Annotated in this window: 17 protein-coding genes and 2 pseudogenes; 7 read left to right on the plus strand and 12 right to left on the minus strand. The window is 71.6% G+C overall.

Features of this window, described 5'->3' with window-relative positions:
* Nucleotide 1: 1 nt before the first annotated feature.
* From mqnC to AB0L21_RS06535, 3 genes are all read right to left on the minus strand, one after another.
* Nucleotides 2-1,201: a cyclic dehypoxanthinyl futalosine synthase gene (gene mqnC, locus AB0L21_RS06525; RefSeq protein WP_365782546.1), complete on the minus strand. Its 1,200-nt coding sequence runs from the start codon at nucleotides 1,199-1,201 to the stop codon at nucleotides 2-4.
* 71 nt (nucleotides 1,202-1,272) lie between these two features.
* Nucleotides 1,273-2,046, minus strand: a complete 774-nt coding sequence (locus AB0L21_RS06530) for an A24 family peptidase (protein WP_365782608.1) — start codon at nucleotides 2,044-2,046, stop codon at nucleotides 1,273-1,275.
* 53 nt (nucleotides 2,047-2,099) lie between these two features.
* Nucleotides 2,100-2,948 carry a menaquinone biosynthesis protein gene (locus tag AB0L21_RS06535; RefSeq protein ID WP_365707938.1) on the minus strand — a complete coding sequence of 283 codons (849 nt, stop codon included), beginning with the start codon at nucleotides 2,946-2,948 and terminating at the stop codon, nucleotides 2,100-2,102.
* A gap of 287 nt (nucleotides 2,949-3,235) precedes the next feature.
* Between AB0L21_RS06535 and AB0L21_RS06540 the strand changes: the two genes are divergently transcribed.
* Entirely contained in the window at nucleotides 3,236-3,439 is a 204-nt protein-coding gene (locus AB0L21_RS06540; RefSeq protein WP_003992177.1) for a cold-shock protein, read from the plus strand.
* A gap of 101 nt (nucleotides 3,440-3,540) precedes the next feature.
* Here the strand turns inward: AB0L21_RS06540 and AB0L21_RS06545 are convergent, their stop codons facing one another.
* Nucleotides 3,541-4,104, minus strand: a complete 564-nt coding sequence (locus tag AB0L21_RS06545) for an XRE family transcriptional regulator (protein ID WP_365782548.1) — start codon at nucleotides 4,102-4,104, stop codon at nucleotides 3,541-3,543.
* Between the two features lie 69 nt (nucleotides 4,105-4,173).
* On the opposite strand from AB0L21_RS06545, the gene AB0L21_RS06550 reads away from it, so the two are divergent.
* Nucleotides 4,174-4,878 carry an AzlC family ABC transporter permease gene (locus tag AB0L21_RS06550; protein WP_365782550.1) on the plus strand — a complete coding sequence of 235 codons (705 nt, stop codon included), beginning with the start codon at nucleotides 4,174-4,176 and terminating at the stop codon, nucleotides 4,876-4,878.
* Nucleotides 4,875-5,189, plus strand: coding sequence for an AzlD domain-containing protein (locus tag AB0L21_RS06555; RefSeq protein WP_365782552.1), 315 nt, complete (start codon nucleotides 4,875-4,877; stop codon nucleotides 5,187-5,189). The genes AB0L21_RS06550 and AB0L21_RS06555 overlap by 4 nt, the downstream gene beginning before the upstream one ends.
* On the opposite strand, the gene AB0L21_RS06560 is transcribed toward AB0L21_RS06555, so the two are convergent.
* Nucleotides 5,186-6,856 (minus strand): serine/threonine-protein kinase, encoded by a 1,671-nt coding sequence (locus AB0L21_RS06560; RefSeq protein WP_365782554.1) that lies wholly within the window; start codon nucleotides 6,854-6,856, stop codon nucleotides 5,186-5,188. The genes AB0L21_RS06555 and AB0L21_RS06560 overlap by 4 nt on opposite strands.
* Nucleotides 6,857-6,938: 82 nt before the next feature.
* Between AB0L21_RS06560 and AB0L21_RS06565 the strand changes: the two genes are divergently transcribed.
* Nucleotides 6,939-7,571, plus strand: a complete 633-nt coding sequence (locus tag AB0L21_RS06565) for a methyltransferase domain-containing protein (protein ID WP_365782556.1) — start codon at nucleotides 6,939-6,941, stop codon at nucleotides 7,569-7,571.
* Here the strand turns inward: AB0L21_RS06565 and AB0L21_RS06570 are convergent.
* Together AB0L21_RS06570 and AB0L21_RS06575 are read right to left on the minus strand one after the other, a co-directional pair.
* Nucleotides 7,527-7,724, minus strand: a complete 198-nt coding sequence (locus tag AB0L21_RS06570) for a DUF397 domain-containing protein (RefSeq protein WP_365782558.1) — start codon at nucleotides 7,722-7,724, stop codon at nucleotides 7,527-7,529. The genes AB0L21_RS06565 and AB0L21_RS06570 overlap by 45 nt on opposite strands.
* The gene (locus tag AB0L21_RS06575) at nucleotides 7,721-8,584 is read right to left on the minus strand and encodes a helix-turn-helix transcriptional regulator (protein ID WP_365782560.1); all 864 of its coding nucleotides are present in this window, start codon (nucleotides 8,582-8,584) and stop codon (nucleotides 7,721-7,723) included. The genes AB0L21_RS06570 and AB0L21_RS06575 overlap by 4 nt, the downstream gene beginning before the upstream one ends.
* A 107-nt stretch (nucleotides 8,585-8,691) precedes the next feature.
* Here AB0L21_RS06575 and AB0L21_RS06580 point away from each other — a divergent pair, with 107 nt between their 5' ends.
* Nucleotides 8,692-9,156 carry an ATP-binding protein gene (locus tag AB0L21_RS06580; RefSeq protein ID WP_365782562.1) on the plus strand — a complete coding sequence of 155 codons (465 nt, stop codon included), beginning with the start codon at nucleotides 8,692-8,694 and terminating at the stop codon, nucleotides 9,154-9,156.
* Here the strand turns inward: AB0L21_RS06580 and AB0L21_RS06585 are convergent.
* From AB0L21_RS06585 to AB0L21_RS06595, 3 genes and pseudogenes are all read right to left on the minus strand, one after another.
* Nucleotides 9,107-9,988 (minus strand): LysR family transcriptional regulator, encoded by an 882-nt coding sequence (locus tag AB0L21_RS06585; protein WP_365782564.1) that lies wholly within the window; start codon nucleotides 9,986-9,988, stop codon nucleotides 9,107-9,109. The genes AB0L21_RS06580 and AB0L21_RS06585 overlap by 50 nt on opposite strands.
* 236 nt (nucleotides 9,989-10,224) lie before the next feature.
* Nucleotides 10,225-12,165: an AMP-dependent synthetase/ligase gene (locus AB0L21_RS06590; protein WP_365782566.1), complete on the minus strand. Its 1,941-nt coding sequence runs from the start codon at nucleotides 12,163-12,165 to the stop codon at nucleotides 10,225-10,227.
* 164 nt (nucleotides 12,166-12,329) lie between these two features.
* A pseudogene (locus AB0L21_RS06595) lies at nucleotides 12,330-12,781 on the minus strand (acetyl-CoA C-acyltransferase); the annotation flags it as partial.
* A gap of 81 nt (nucleotides 12,782-12,862) precedes the next feature.
* Here AB0L21_RS06595 and AB0L21_RS06600 point away from each other — a divergent pair.
* Both AB0L21_RS06600 and AB0L21_RS06605 read left to right on the plus strand, forming a co-directional pair.
* Nucleotides 12,863-12,997 (plus strand): annotated as a pseudogene (locus AB0L21_RS06600) (short chain dehydrogenase); the annotation flags it as partial.
* 35 nt (nucleotides 12,998-13,032) lie between these two features.
* Nucleotides 13,033-13,878, plus strand: a complete 846-nt coding sequence (locus AB0L21_RS06605) for a MaoC/PaaZ C-terminal domain-containing protein (protein ID WP_365782568.1) — start codon at nucleotides 13,033-13,035, stop codon at nucleotides 13,876-13,878.
* 15 nt (nucleotides 13,879-13,893) lie between these two features.
* On the opposite strand, the gene AB0L21_RS06610 is transcribed toward AB0L21_RS06605, so the two are convergent.
* Both AB0L21_RS06610 and AB0L21_RS06615 read right to left on the minus strand, forming a co-directional pair.
* A complete protein-coding gene (locus AB0L21_RS06610; protein ID WP_365782570.1) occupies nucleotides 13,894-14,544 on the minus strand; it encodes a TetR/AcrR family transcriptional regulator in 651 nt (216 codons plus the stop codon).
* Between the two features lie 32 nt (nucleotides 14,545-14,576).
* A complete protein-coding gene (locus AB0L21_RS06615) occupies nucleotides 14,577-14,885 on the minus strand; it encodes a DUF4229 domain-containing protein (RefSeq protein WP_365707966.1) in 309 nt (102 codons plus the stop codon).
* Nucleotides 14,886-14,966 lie beyond the last annotated feature (81 nt).

Genomic DNA, 14,966 nt, shown 5'->3' on the forward strand with positions numbered 1-14,966 from the left:
CCTAGTTCGACGCGAGCAGCTTCAGCTCGGGGTGGGCCGTGCCGCCCTCGATGGCCGTGGAGGAGATGTGGGAGACCACGCGGTCGTCCACGGGGTCGTTGGCCGGGTCGTCGTGGACGACCAGGTGCTCGTACGTCGTCGAGCGCTGCGCCGGGACGCGGCCCGCCTTGCGGATCAGGTCGATGATCTCCAGACGGTTGGAGCGGTGCTTGGCACCGGCCGAGGAGACCACGTTCTCCTCCAGCATGATCGAGCCCAGGTCGTCCGCGCCGTAGTGCAGGGACAGCTGGCCGACCTCCTTGCCGGTGGTGAGCCACGAGCCCTGGATGTGCTGGACGTTGTCCAGGAAGAGGCGGGCGATGGCGATCATCCGCAGGTACTCGAAGAGGGTCGCCTGGGTGCGGCCCTTCAGGTGGTTGTTCTCGGGCTGGTAGGTGTACGGGATGAACGCGCGGAAGCCGCCCGTACGGTCCTGTACGTCCCGGATCATCCGCAGGTGCTCGATCCGCTCGGCGTTGGTCTCGCCGGTGCCCATGAGCATGGTGGAGGTGGACTCGACGCCCAGCCGGTGCGCGGTCTCCATGATCTCCAGCCAGCGCTCGCCGCTCTCCTTGAGGGGCGCGATGGCTTTTCGGGGGCGCTCGGGGAGCAGTTCCGCGCCGGCACCGGCGAAGGAGTCCAGGCCGGCCTCGTGGATACGGGTGATGGCCTCTTCCACCGAGACCCCGCTGATCCGGGCCATGTGCTCGACCTCGGACGCGCCCAGGGAGTGGATGACCAGCTGCGGGAAGGCTTCCTTGATGGCCCGGAAGTGCTTCTCGTAGTACTCGACGCCGTAGTCCGGGTGGTGGCCGCCCTGGAACATGATCTGGGTGCCGCCGAGCTCGACGGTCTCGGCGCAGCGGCGCAGGATGTCGTCCAGATCCCGCGTCCAGCCCTTCTCCTTGTCCTTGGGGGCCGCGTAGAAGGCGCAGAACTTGCACGCCGTGACGCACACGTTGGTGTAGTTGATGTTCCGCTCGATGATGTACGTGGCGATGTGCTCGATGCCCGCGTACTTGCGGCGGCGCACGGCGTCGGCGGCGGCGCCCAGGGCGTGCAGGGGGGCGTCGCGGTAGAGGACGAGCGCCTCTTCCGGGGTGATCCGCCCACCTGCGGCGGCACGGTCGAGGACAGACGTGAGGTCGGCCATCTCGGTCACCAGGGCGTCCCTTTCGTCAAGGGTGTGGACGGACCGAACCAGCCTACGCCAGCCGTTTCGGGTGAAAGACCTCAGGCCGCGTACGCGCCGATCAGCAGTCCGGTGAGGGCACCGGCGAGGAGGAACGGGCCGAACGGCACGGCCGTCTTCCGGCCAGCCCGCCGGGCGAGGACGAGCGCGCCGCCGTAGAGCGCGCCGAGCAGGAATCCGGCGAAGGTGCCGAGCAGCACGGTTGGCCAGCCGTACCAGCCGAGTACGGCGCCCATGCCCACGGCCAGCTTCACGTCACCGAAGCCCATGCCGCCCGGGTTGACGCGGTACAGCAGGTAGTAGCCGGCGCCGAGCGCGAGGGCGCCGTAGAGGGCGGTGCGCCAGTGGCCGGCGTGTTCGGGGAGCAGGGCGGCGAGGCCGAGCAGGGCGAGGGCGGTGGCGGCGAGCGGGAGGGTCAGCGGATCGGGCAGCCGCTGCACCCGGAAGTCGACGGCGGCGAGCAGCACGCCGACGGGCGCGAGCAGCAGCCACACCCCCAACTCGGGCCGGGTGCCGGTGGCGGCGGCGAGCGCGGCACAGACGAGGGCGGTGGCGGTGGCGAGGAGGGGCGCGGAGGGGGCGTACGAAGAGGTGTGGGAGGTGTACGACGAGGAAGGCGCGCGCTCCTGAGACTCGGCGCACTCCCCGCATCCCGCCCCGCCCAGCCAGCCCCGGACCGGATGGTGGCCGCCGGGGCAGCGGTCGCGCCACGGCTCACCGGACGGTACGGCGAAACGGTAGGCGGCGCGGGGCAGCAGCGCCCCCGTCAGCGCGCCCCACAGCAGGGCGCCGAGCACCAGCACCCCCGTGGTCACCCCGCCCACGTTTCCCTCCCCCTCAGCCGGCCCGCCCCGGGTTCCTACCCCGTTCAGGGCTGGAGCAGTTCCACCTTCACGTCGGCCGGGAAGCCGGTCGTCGGGCCGACCCGGCGGGCGAACTCGGCGACGGCCTCCAGCTGCGGGGCGCCGAAGCTGAAGTCGAGGGTGGTGAAGTACTGCTCCAGGGTGGCCTCGTCGAACTCCTCCCAGCGGGCGGCCTGTTCGGCGACCTTCTGCACCTCTTCCAGGGAGAGGTTGCGGGAGGCGAGGAAGGCTTCGTGGACCTGGCGCGTGATGAACGGCTCGCGTTCCAGGTAGTCCCGGCGGGCGGCCCACACCGCGAAGACGAAGGGCAGGCCGGTCCATTCCTTCCACAGCGCGCCGAGGTCGTGCACCTGGAGGCCGAAGCGGGGCCCGTCGAGGAGGTTGGCGCGCAGGGCGGCGTCGCCGATGAGGACGGCGGCCTCCGCCTCCTGCATCATCAGGCTGAGGTCGGGCGGGCAGGTGTAGTAGTCGGGCTGGACGCCGTACCGCTCGGCGAGCAGCAGCTGGGCGAGCCGGACCGAGGTGCGCGAGGTGGAGCCGAGGGCGACCCGGGCGCCGTCGAGCCGGTCCAGCGGGACCTGCGAGACGATCACGCAGGACATCACCGGGCCGTCGCAGCCGACGGCGATGTCGGGGAAGGCGACGAGGTCGTCGGCGTTGCGCAGGAACTCGACCAGGGTGACGGGCCCGATGTCGAGGTCGCCGCGCACGAGCCGCTCGCTGAGCTTCTCCGGGGTGTCCTTGGTGAGCTCGAAGTCGAGGAGCGTGCCGGTTCTCGCGAGCCCCCAGTAGAGGGGCAGGCAGTTCAGGAACTGGATGTGGCCGACGCGCGGCCGGGTGCGAGAATTGTCCACATCGCGAGACTAGACCCCGCGGGGTACGGTGCTGGGACCGACCCCACCCCCGAACGGCCTAGCGGACGTTCAAACATCCGGGTGACGTGATCTTGATCCCTATTGCTTTCGGCTGCCCGGATGCTAGGCTTGCCGCAAGTTGCAGTTTGGTTTCCCTTGCAGTACAGAGCCTGCGGAGCATGTAACCGCGGGCTCTCGTCGTTTTCAGACGAATGCAGTCGTGCAGCACCGTTTCGCACTTGCAGGTTCTGGAGGCAGGGCAACCCTTTTGAGCCCAAGGAGGGCTTATGGCTACCGGAACCGTGAAGTGGTTCAACGCCGAAAAGGGCTTTGGCTTCATCGCCCAGGAGGGCGGCGGCCCCGACGTCTTCGTTCACTACTCCGCGATCAACGCCTCCGGCTTCCGCTCCCTCGAGGAGAACCAGCAGGTGAGCTTCGACGTGACGCAGGGCCCGAAGGGTCCGCAGGCGGAGAACGTCACTCCCGTCTGATCACTGCCTGATCGCAGAACCTGAGTGCAGTACCCAAGGAGCCCCGCGCCACCGGCGACGGGGCTCCTGCCTTTCCCCGTTCATTTCGTATTCACGAACGCTCACATGTGCTGCATGATCAGCACGAACTTGGTCCCGGCCGCGAGCGCCTCGTACGCGTGAGGCATGTCTCCCCGGTACGACATGTAGTCCCCCGGGCCGAGTTCCACGGCCTCGCCGCGCGGACCGGCTCTCACGGCCCCGTCGCTGACCACGATGTGCTCGACGGTCCCCGGAATGTGGGGCTCTGAATCCCGTACGGTCCCGGGCTCCAGCCACACGTAATAAATGTCCCGGCGCGCCCCCGGCGGGCTCGCCGACAGCAGCGAGGCCACATAGCTGGACCGCTCCGAGCCGACCGTGGGCCCCTCGCCGGCCCGGACCACCTGGACGCTGGGCGCCGGTGACTCCACCAGCGCGCTGAACGGCACGCCGAGCGCCACCGCGAGCGCCCAGATGGTCTCCATGCTCGGGTTCCCGCTCGCCGCCTCCAGCTGGGACAGCGTGGACTTGGCGATTCCGGCGCGTTTGGCCAGCTCGGACAGGGACAGACCGGCACGGCCACGCTCCCGCTTCAGGGACGCGGCGATCCACTCCATGGGGAGCCGGGCGGGCACCTCGGACATGCGCGTTCGCTCCATCGGTACGTTCGTTCGCCTTGACGGACAGGGCGCTCACTGTCCATCGTAGAGAACATGCGTTCGCCGCACCGAACAACACCCGAGCCGCACAGGGACCGCTCCCTCCTCCGCGACAGCTCGCTCGTCTGGCTGGCCAGCGGCATCGTCGGCGTCTCCTTCGGCGCCGTGTCCGTCGCGGGCGGGCTGCCGCTGTGGGTGCCGGTGCTGATGTCCCTGGTGGTCTACGCGGGCTCGGCCCAGTTCAGCGCGGTGGGCGTGCTGCTCGCCGGGGGCGGCCCCGTGGCCGCCGTGGCCACAGGGCTGCTGCTCAACACCCGGACCGCGGCCTTCAGTCTGGCCGTGGCCGAGATCATCGGCAGCAACCGGGCGACCCGCTTCCTGGGCGCCCACCTGGTCACCGACGAGACGGTCGCCTTCGCCCTCGCCCAGTCCGACCCGGTACGGCAGCGGCGGGCGTTCTGGATATCCGGGCTCGGGCTGTTCGCCGTGTGGAACACCGGCGTCGTGGCCGGCGGGCTCGCGGGCAGCGCCCTCGGTGACACCGCCCGCTACGGCCTGGACGCCGCGTTCCCCGCCGTCCTGGTCGCCCTGGTCCTGCCCGCCCTCCGCGCCGACGCGACGGTACGGCGGTGTGCCCTGCTCGGCGCCGCCCTCGCCCTGGCGGTCACGCCCGTCGTGCCGGCCGGGGTCCCGGTCCTGCTGGCCCTGACGGGACTCTTTCTGCACCGGCGCCCGGCCGACCGGGGAGCCGCCGCGTGAACACCACGCTCGTCGTCATCCTCGCCCTGGCCGTCGGCACGTACGCCTTCCGGCTGGTCGGCCCGGTCCTGCACGGCCGGGTCACCGTCCCGCCCCGCGTCCAGGAACTGGCCTCGGCGGGCGCCGTGGTCCTCCTGGTCGCCCTGCTGGCCACGGGCGCCCTCACCGAGTCCGGCACCTTCGCGGGCTGGGCCCGCCCCACCGGCGTCCTGGTGGGAGCCGTCCTGGCCTGGCGGCGGGCACCGTTCGCCGTGGTGGTGCTGGGGGCGGCCACGACGACGGCGCTTCTGCGGGTGGCGGGGGTGGGTTAGGCGGCGTGGCGCCAGACGGTCAGGTCACCCATGAGGAAGGCCATGTCGGGCATCGCGGTGGACTTCGTCTGGATCACGTACAGCCCGATGTTGCCCTCGTCGTCCTTCAGGCAGAACTCGGTGCCGGCCGCCGCGCTGCTCAGCGTCCAACTGTGCTTCGTCGCGTGCTTGAGGAAGAGACGGCACTCGTCGAGGGTGGTGCCGTGTCCGCCGTACATCTGCATGAACACGACGTTGTCGCTCTTCAGTTCGCAGCCGATCGCCTGACAGTCGAAGCGGATGTCGCCCTTGCGGTTCTTCCGCTGGGGCTCCTGGCCCTTGAGGCTCAGTGAGTTCTTCGCGTCCAGCCACAGCTGGGAGAACCCTTCCGGCCGCGGGTCCCGGGGAGAGGCCGAGGACCCGACGTCACCGGCCCCCGGGACGGACGCGCCTGAGGAGCGGGACGAGGAATCCGACGAGGAGCCCGGCGCGGACGCCGATGAGGACGACTGTGGGGCAGATGCCGTGGCGGACGTCCGGGAACCGGCCGTGTTCCGCCCGCTCGCCCGGCCCTTCGCGTCCATGACCGACCACGCCAGCAGGGCCACCAGCAGCGCGCCGCCCGCCACACCCGCGACCGAGATCAGCGCGGCGCGCCGGCGGCGGGCCTTCCGCTGCTCCGGCGTCGGCTGCGGCCAGCCGACCGGCGCGATCAGCGGCTGCTGCCGATAGGGCGAGGTGGGGGCGGGCACCGGTGGCTGTGCGTACGCCGGGGTCGGCTCCGGGACGGGTGCCGGAACCACGACCTCCGGTCCGGTGATCTCCCGCCACACCGCCGGTCCCCCGCCCGCGTCGGCGTCCGCGCCCAGCCGCTGCCGGCACCACTCCACGACCTCCGCCGGAGTGGCCCGCTCCGCCGGATCGGCGGCCAGGCACCGGGCGAGCAGCGGACGCAACGGCTCGGGCAGCAGATCGAGATCGGGCTCCGCATGCACGATCCGGTACAGCACGTTCACGGCCGGACCGTCCCCGTACAGCGGCCTGCCCAGCGCCGCGAACGCGGCCGTCTGCCCGAGCGCGAAGACGTCGGTCGCCGCCGCCACCTCACCCCCGGACGCCTGCTCCGGAGCCATGAACGAGGGCGTGCCGATCGTGCCGCCCGTCGCCGTGTACGAGGTGCCGTCGGCGGCCAGCGCGATACCGAAGTCGATCACCCGGGGCCCGTCGGCGGCCAGCAGCACGTTCGACGGCTTCAGGTCACGGTGCACGATCCCCTCGGCGTGAATGGCCTCAAGTGCCTCGGCCACCCCCGCCATCAGCCACAGCACGGCCGCCACCGGCAACGGCCCCCGCCGGGCCACGGCCTCCGCCAGGGACGGCCCCGGCACGTACAGCGTGGCGAGCCACGGCGGCACGCCGTCGGCATCGGCGTCGATCAGCTCGGCGGTGTACGCCCCCCGCACCCGCCGAGCCGCCTTGATCTCCCTGCCGAACCGCCGCCGGAAGTCCGGATCGTCCGCCAGCTCGGGCCGTACGACCTTCAGCGCGACGGGCCGGCCGCCCTGCGTGTGGGACAGGTAGACCCGGCCCATACCGCCCGCGCCCAGCCGCGCGGCGAGCCGGTAGCCCGCCACCACGGGTGGGTCGTCCGCCTGGAGTGGCTGGAACACCTCCGTCGACTGGTTCATCGGCCTGTCCCCCCAGTTGATGCGTTGGCCAACGGCAGCAGCCTAAGCGGAGTGTCCGTGCGGGCCGCTACGGTCCCTCCCCATGACCGACACCCGCGCCTTCTACGACACCATCGCCGAGAACTACGCCGACCACTTCCGCGACCCCCTCGCCGAACGGCCCCTGGAACGGGCCCTCCTCAGCGCGTACGCCGAACAGGTCGGCCCCCACGGCACGGTGGCCGACCTCGGCTGCGGCCCCGGCGACATCACCGCGTACCTGGCCGGTCTGGGCCTGTCCGTCTTCGGCCTGGACCTCTCGGACGCCATGATCGCCATCGCCCGCCGCCAGCATCCCGCGCTGCGGTTCGAGCAGGGCTCGATGCGGGAGCTGTCGGTCGCCGACGGTTCGCTGGCCGGGGTGGTCTCCTGGTACTCCAGCATCCACACACCCGTGGACGAACTCCCCGACCTGTTCACCGAGTTCCACCGCGTCCTGGGCTCCGGCGGCCGGCTCCTGCTCGCCTTCCAGGTGGGTGACGTGCCGCTCCGCCTCGAACGCCCCTTCGGTCACGACGTGGCCCTGGACTACCACCGGCGCCGCCCCGAGCAGATGGCAGACCTGCTCTCCGACGCCGGCTTCACCCTCCGCTCCACCACCGTGCGCGCCCCTGAGGCGACGCGCGGCGAATCACCCGTCCCGCAGGCGTTCCTTCTCGCCCAGAAGGAAGGCTGACCATGCGGAGGGGGTGACGGTGAGGTGGGCGGCGAGGGGTTGCTTCGAGTCGCGGATGTGGATGGCGGTGGGGTGGGGGGCGACTTCTAGGCACTGGCCGCCTTCGCCGCTGCTGTAGCTCGACTTGAACCAGGTCAACTGCTCTATGGTCATCGTCCGTCCAGCATCTTCTCGATCAAGTCCAGAGACTCGTGCGGGTTGAGGGCCTGAGCACGGATGATCCCATAGCGAGCAGCGAGAACGCGGACCTCTTCTCGGTCACTGATCAACTTCGGGTATCCCTGTGACTCCATGTAAGCAACTTGCTCCTTCCCCTTGGGGATGAGCAAGGTGAAGCCGTTATCCAGGCAAGGGTGTTCATGCCGTCCCGTGGGCATGACCTGTAGCTGCACGTTTCGCCGCCGCCCGATCCTCAGCAACTGACGCAGTTGGTCTTTGAGCACCTTCGGGCCGCCGATCGGCCGCTCCAGCACCGCCTGCTCGATGACGAAGCTGAACTCGGGCGGCGGCCACTGCTCGAAGATCTGCTGGCGTGAGAGCCGGTCCGCCACCCGCTTCTCGATGGTCTCCTCGTCCAGGGGCGGATGCCGCTGGGTGAACACAGCCCTCGCGTAGTCCTCGGTCTGGAGCAGGCCCAGCACGCCCATGGTGCTGTAGTCGTGCAGGGACACTGCCTGCGCCTCCAGTGCCGCGTAGCCCCGGTACCACTCAGGATGCCGCGTCCGCGCCCTGGTCATCGCCTCCTCCACCTCGGGGATGACCGCGATGAACATGCCGTTCGCCCCGAGGATCTCGTCGGCCCGCCTCAGGAACTCCGGCCTCGGCGTGCGTACCCCTCGCTCCATGGCGGAGATCTGATCGGGGCCGTACCCCACCAACTGGCCGAACTCCCGCTGGTTCAGCCCTGCCCGCTCCCTCATCAACTTGAGCTGCTTGCCGAGTACGGCGAACACCGCAGCCGACCCGTTCTCCTCCGCCGGCGTCTCCGGCCTCCGCTCGCTCTCCTCCGTCACGCCACCCTCCGACTGACCCGTACTCCCACAAGCCGCACCCGTACGACTACGGACAGTCGCCGGGTCTCCCCTGGTCAGCGTAGGGAGAAGCCACCACGCTCGGTGATGTGAACGTAGAAATCTCCACCCCCACAACCGAACTCGTCCAACGGCTCAGCTCGACGCCCCGAGGCGCCCGTCTGGCCCGTCGGCTCACCGCCACCGCGCTCACCACCTGGGGGTATCCCCATGACGGCGACCTCAGCCACACCGCCCAGCTCGTCGTGGCCGAACTCGCCGCCAACGCCGTCACCCACGGTCGCGTACCCGGCCGGGACTTCGAACTGCGGCTGGCTCTGCTCCTCGCCCAGGACACCTTGCGTATCGAGGTGAGTGACGCCCGGGGTGACCGCCCCCTGCGGTTCCTGGACGGGCGGTTGGAGGACGAGAACGGCCGGGGTCTCGTCGTCGTACAGGTGCTCGCGAAACTGTGGGGCGTGTCCGAGCGGGACGTCGGCAAGACGGTCTGGGTGGAGCTGGCGCTCAGCGCAACGCGGCGACCGTGTCCGCGAAGGCCCGGGCCGGCGGGCTGAGCGCGTCCCAGCGGCGGACGGCCCAGCCGACGGGGAGGGGACGGAGGCCGGGCAGCGGGACCAGGCGCAGCGGGCCGTCGCCGGGGACCGGAAGCCCCGGTACGGCGGGTACGACCGCCCTTCCGATCCCCAGCTCGGCGAGCAGCAGGGCCGTGTCCCAGTCGGCCACGCTCGGCTCGTAGGCGAACCGCACGCCCCGCTCGGCGCACGCCGCTTCCAGGTGGGCGGCGGATGTGGAGTTCGGCGGGAGCCGGATGATCCGGACGCCGGACAGCTCGGCCGGGTCCAGGCACGGGCGGCCGGCCAGCGGGTCGTCCGCCCGGACCGCGAGGAGCCACGGCAGCTCCACCACCGTGCGCTGCTCGATGCCCCGGACCGGTGGGCCGATGGTGATCCAGGCGAGGTCCAGTGTGCCGTCGGCGAGGGCGTCGAAGCTGCCCCGGCCCGAACTGACCGTGCGGAACTCCAGGTTGACCTTGGGGTGCTCGCGGCGGAACGTGACGACCGCGTCGGACATGAAGTGCCGGACGGTCGTCGCGCCGGTGGCTACCCGGACGTACCCGCTGTGGCCGTCGACCAGGTCGCGGAGCTGTCGTACGGCGACGTCCAGGGCGTTGATGCCCTCGCCTGCGGCGGCCTCCAGTATCCGGCCGGCCTGGGTCGGTACGACCCCGCGCGGCTGGCGTTCCAGCAGGGCCACGCCGGTCTCCCGCTCCAGTCGCTTGACGTGCTGGCTGACGGCGGACTGGGTGCGGCCGAGGTCACGGGCGACCGAGCTGAGGCTGCCCGCACGGCACACGGCGATGAACACGCGGAGGTCTTCCAGGGTCACAAGACCCAAGCTAACACTGGGGTTTGATGAGGAAACCCAAGGATTGACTGGGCTCGGCACAGCGCGCGAGGATCGTGAGCGGGCCGCGACCGACCCAGGCGGCAACCCGCTCCCCGCCCCGCCGAGTCCGGAGGAGGTGGGACCAGCGAGGAGCGGGTGCCGACCGTCGCCGGTGCTGTGAAGTGACCACACCGGGATTGGCGCCAATCACCGCACCCGTGTCCACTCCGGTTCCCTCAGCGCTCGTACAACCCCTCCACCTCCGCCGCGAAGTCCCGCAGGATCTGGTCCCGGCGTAGCTTCATGGAGGGGGTCAGGTGGCCTGCCGTCTCCCTGAAGTCCACCGGGAGGACGGTGAAGCGGCGGATGGACTCGGGGCGGGAGACCATGCGGTTCGCCTCGTCGACCGCCCGCTGGAGCACGGCCCTCAGTTCCTCGTCGTCGACCAGGAGTTCCGGCGGGACCGGGTGCTTGCCGATCATCTGGCGCCAGTGGGTGATGCCGTCGCGGTCGAGGGTGATCAGGGCGGCGACGAAGGGGCGGGCGTCGCCCACCAGCATGACCTGGGAGATCAGCGGGTGCTGGCGCAGCCAGTTCTCCAGCGGGGCCGGGGCCACCGACTTGCCGCCCGCCGTGATCAGGAGTTCCTTCTTGCGGCCGGTGATGGTCAGGTAGCCCTCGTCGTCCAGTTCGCCGAGGTCGCCCGTCGGCAGCCAGCCGTCGCGGGTCGCGGGGACCACTCCGCCCGCCTGGGGGTCCCAGTAGCCGCGCAGGACGTGGTCGCCGCCGATGAGGATCTCGCCGTCCGCCGCGATCCTCACCCGCGTGCCGGGCAGCGGCCAGCCGACCGTGCCGAGGCGGGGTTTCAGGGGCGGGGTGACCGTGGAGGCGCCGGTGGTCTCCGTGAGGCCGTAGCCCTCGAAGATCTCGATGCCGGCGCCGGCGTAGAACGCGGCGAGGCGTCGGCCGAGCGGGGAGCCGCCGCAGATGGCGTACCGGACACGGCCCCCCATGGCGGCGCGCAGGCGGCGGTAGACGAGGGGGTCGTAGAAGGCGCGCTGTGTCCTCAGGGCGCGGCCCGGGCCGTTGCCCGCGCCGGTCTGGCGGGCCTCCAGCGCCTCGCCGTAGCGCTGGGCCACGGCCGCCGCCCGGTCGAAGACCGACGCCCGGCCGCCGGCCTCCGCCTTGGCGCGCGCGGAGTTGTAGACCTTCTCCAGCATGTAGGGGATGGTCAGCAGGCAGGTCGGCTTGAAGGCGTCCAGGTCCGGGAGGAGGTCCTGCGGGGCCAGGCTGGGGGCGTGGCCGAGGCGGACGCGGGCGCGGACGCAGGCGATGGCCACCATGCGGCCGAAGACGTGGGACATCGGGAGGAAGAGCAGGACCGACGGGTCTTCGTCCTTCGCCTTGAAGACGGGGTAGAGGAGTTCGATCGCGTTGTCGACCTCGGCGAAGAAGTTGCCGTGGGAGAGGGCGCAGCCCTTGGGGCGGCCGGTGGTGCCCGAGGTGTAGATCAGGGTGGCGAGCGTGTCGGGGCCGAGCATGCCCCGGCGTACGCCGGTCTCGCCGTCCGGCACCGCTGCCCCCGCGTCGGCGAGCCGGGCCACGTGGTCCTTCTCCATCACCCACACGTGGCGCAGGTCGGGCAGGTGCGCGAGTTCGGGGCCGATGGCGGCGGCCTGGGCGGCGGTCTCGGTGACCAGGGCGACCGCGCCGGAGTCGTGCAGGATCCAGCGGGTCTGGAAGACGGAGGAGGTCGGGTAGACCGGGACCGTGACCAGGCCGGCCGCCCAGGCGGCGAAGTCGAGCAGGGTCCAGTCGTACGTCGTGCGGGACATGACGGCGATGCGGTCGCCGGGCATCAGCCCTTCGGCGATCAGGCCCTTGGCCACGGCCTGGACCTCGGCGGCGAAGCGGGCGGCCGTCACGTCCGTCCAGCGGCCGTCGGAGCGCTTGCGGCTGAGGACGACATGGTCGGGGGCGGTCTCCGCGTTCTCGTACGGGAGGTCGGCCAGGGAGCCGTGGGTGACCGGGGGCGCGAACGGGGGGACCGCCACTTCCCGTACGGCCCCGTCCAGCCGGCGTATCTCGGGTTCGACGAGGACCGGGCGGCCGTCGTAGTCGGTGGCGGAGACCGTGGTGCCGGAGGATGCGGGCGGGGTCGGGTACGGCGTGGACACGGGCGGCTCCTCTGGCGTGCGTGCACCTGCGGTGACCCTTTCACGGAAAGGGGTTACCGCCGGTTAGGCAGGTGATCGTACGGCTCCACTGTGAGGGGCTTGTGCGGGTTCGGGGAGGGTCCGGGGCCGGGGATGTGCAGCCTCGGGGGTTATGTGACGGCTGCTCAACTCTGCCTGCCCCGCCCGGTGTCGGGGCGTTCCAGGATCGCCGTCACCCCTTGGCCGCCCGCCGCGCAGACCGAGATCAGCCCACTGCCCGGGCCCTCCCGCTCCGCCGGCCGCTGGGCCAGGGCCGCCAGGATACGCGCGCCCGCTGCCGCGGAGGGGTGGTCCGTGGCCAGGGAGGAGCCCGTGCTGTTCAGGCGGGCGCGGTCCACGGGTGGCAGGCCTCGCTCCTCCCAGGCCGCCGGCGCGGCCGGCACCTGGGAGGCGAACGCCTCGTGGATCCCGACCAGACCGAAGTCGGCCAGGTCCGGGCCGGTGCGCTCCGGCAGGCGCGGAACCGCGTACGCCGGTGCCATCAGCGGCCGTCCTCGCCGTCCACCGTCCCCGTGGACGAGTCGACGGCCGCCGTCTCGTACGCGGTCAGATGGGCGAGCGGTTCCCGTCCGCGTGCCACCTTGGCTTACCTTCGGTAACCTTACTCCGGAGTAAGCATTTTCCAGCTCTTCGGAACCGAGTCGCGCGGGAGTCGCACATGGCCGACCGCTACCTCAGCTTCACCGGCACGGCCCCGGGCCGTTTCCTCACCCGGCGACGGGGCCTGCCCCAGCCGGCCGAGCTGGTCCGGTGGTCACCGCAGCGGCCCGCGCTGCCGGGTCCCCTGCCGCACCGTCCGCGTCCGCGGCAGAGCCTGCTGGGGGCGTGATGACGGCCGTCACCCTGACCGCGCCTCCCGCGCTGGCCCCGCTGCTGGTCCGGGGAGCCCTGCGCTCGCCCTTCAAGCGCCCCGCCCCCGACGCGGCCTTCCCGCGCACCCGCCTGGTACTGCCGGACGTGCGCGTGGACCTGGCGAAGCTGACAGCGTACGAGCGGGTCTGCGGCTTCCCGACCGGCGAGCCCGACCTGCCGGTCACCTACCCCCACGTCCTCGGCTTCCCGCTGGCCATGCGGCTGATGAGCGGGCGCGACTTCCCGCTGCCGCTGCTGGGGCTGGTGCACACGTCGATCGAGATCGTGCGGGGCGCCGCGCCGGCGGCGGACGGGTCGTACGAACTCTGCGTGTGGATCGCCGGGTTGGCCGCGCACCGGCGGGGGACGGAGGCGGCGGTGGTGACGGAGCTGCGGTCGGGCGGAAGCGTGGTGTGGGAGTCCCGGAGCACGTATCTGGCCCGGCACCGCACCGGCCCCGGTACGTCACCCGAGCCCCGGCAGGACGCCGGCCCCGCGCTCCCCGTCGTCGCCGAGTGGAGCCTCGCCGGGGACGTGGGACGGCGCTACGGTGCCGCGTCCGGCGACCGCAACCCCATCCACCTGCACCCCCTCACCGCCCGCCTCTTCGGCTTCCCCCGTGCCATCGCCCACGGCATGTGGACCCTGGCCCGCTGCCTGGCCGCCCACGGCATACCCGACACGACCGAGGTACGGGCACGGTTCCGGGCACCCGTGCTGTTGCCGGGGACGGTGGCGTACGGGGCCGATGGGAGCGGGCGGTTCGAGTTGCGGGGTGAGGACGGGCGGGTGTGTGTGGAGGGGGACGTGCGGGGGAGGTGACTGGCGTCGCGCCCCTCAGGCCGGCTCAGCCGGCGGCGTCCACATCTGACCGTGCATCAGGTTCCCCAGGCCCGCCCACGCGAAGTTCATCAGCGTGGCCGCCGCCTGGCGGGCCGTTGTGCCGGGGGTGGCGTTGGCCCACGCGGCGAGGGACTCCGCGGCACCGACCAGGGCCTCGGCCAGGCCCGCCACCTCGTGTTCCGGGAGGTCGGGGTCGCGGTGGGCCTCGCGGGCCGCGACCGCGACCAGGCGGGTCACGAACGCGACGATCTCCGCGCGCATCGCGGCGGCCTCGGCCGCGAAGGGCTCCCCGTGCGTACGGGCCTGGAGGTGCAGCACCGACCAGCCGTCCGGATGCTCCGCGGTGTGCGCGAAGAACGCCCGCAAGCCGTCCCAGAGTTGCCGGTCCGCGGGCAGCCCCGGCCGGACACCCGCGCGCACGGCCTCCGTGAGCGCGGCGGCCTCCCGGCGGATGCACGCGGTGAAGAGGTCTTCCTTCGAGTTCAGGTACAGATAGACCAACGGCTTGGACACGCCCGCGAGTTCCGCGATCTCGTCCATCGAGGCGGCCATGTACCCGCGCTGCCCGAAGATCCGTACGGCAGCGTCGAGCATCTGCTGCTCCCGCACCGCCCTCGGCATCCGTTTGGTCTTGACGGCACCCATGAGGGCAAGCCTAGTTGGGCCGGCGGCGGGACCTAGCTGGACGTGGTGGCCTCGCCCTGTGCCCGCGACGCGTCGTCGGCGATGTCCTCCTGGTTGCGGTTGGCGTCCAGGTTGGCCTTCATCCGGTCGACCTTGTGCACGATCTGCACCGAGGCCCGGTCCCGCTCCTTGCGCAGCACCACCCAGCTGATCGGTGCCGAGAGGACCAGGGCGAGCAGCAGGACCCACAGTCCGTTGGACTCACCGAAGCCGCGCGGGAAGATGCCCGAGTAGACGGCCCCCCAGACGATCACGAGGCAGCCCGCGAAGATACCGAGGCGCATCAGCGTGTAGCGGAGCATCTCAATCCACTCGTCAGATTCCAAAAGGGGTCATCGTCCAGTGAAGCACGAGCGGTGGGCGATCACGCAGGGGGGTCGGCG

Origin of the sequence: Streptomyces sp. NPDC052721 (genome assembly GCF_040678315.1) — a bacterium.
In the GTDB taxonomy this organism is placed as follows: Bacteria; Actinomycetota; Actinomycetes; order Streptomycetales; family Streptomycetaceae; genus Streptomyces.

Excerpts from the sequence above, each read along its gene's own strand:
- AB0L21_RS06540 (WP_003992177.1), top strand. The coding sequence starts at position 3,236 with ATGGCTACCGGAACCGTGAAGTGGTTCAACGCCGAAAAGGGCTTTGGC.
- AB0L21_RS06545 (WP_365782548.1), bottom strand. The coding sequence starts at position 4,104 with ATGTCCGAGGTGCCCGCCCGGCTCCCCATGGAGTGGATCGCCGCGTCC.
- AB0L21_RS06550 (WP_365782550.1), top strand. The coding sequence starts at position 4,174 with ATGCGTTCGCCGCACCGAACAACACCCGAGCCGCACAGGGACCGCTCC.
- AB0L21_RS06560 (WP_365782554.1), bottom strand. The coding sequence starts at position 6,856 with ATGAACCAGTCGACGGAGGTGTTCCAGCCACTCCAGGCGGACGACCCA.
- AB0L21_RS06565 (WP_365782556.1), top strand. The coding sequence starts at position 6,939 with ATGACCGACACCCGCGCCTTCTACGACACCATCGCCGAGAACTACGCC.
- AB0L21_RS06570 (WP_365782558.1), bottom strand. The coding sequence starts at position 7,724 with ATGACCATAGAGCAGTTGACCTGGTTCAAGTCGAGCTACAGCAGCGGC.
- AB0L21_RS06605 (WP_365782568.1), top strand. The coding sequence starts at position 13,033 with ATGACGGCCGTCACCCTGACCGCGCCTCCCGCGCTGGCCCCGCTGCTG.
- AB0L21_RS06610 (WP_365782570.1), bottom strand. The coding sequence starts at position 14,544 with ATGGGTGCCGTCAAGACCAAACGGATGCCGAGGGCGGTGCGGGAGCAG.
- AB0L21_RS06615 (WP_365707966.1), bottom strand. The coding sequence starts at position 14,885 with ATGCTCCGCTACACGCTGATGCGCCTCGGTATCTTCGCGGGCTGCCTC.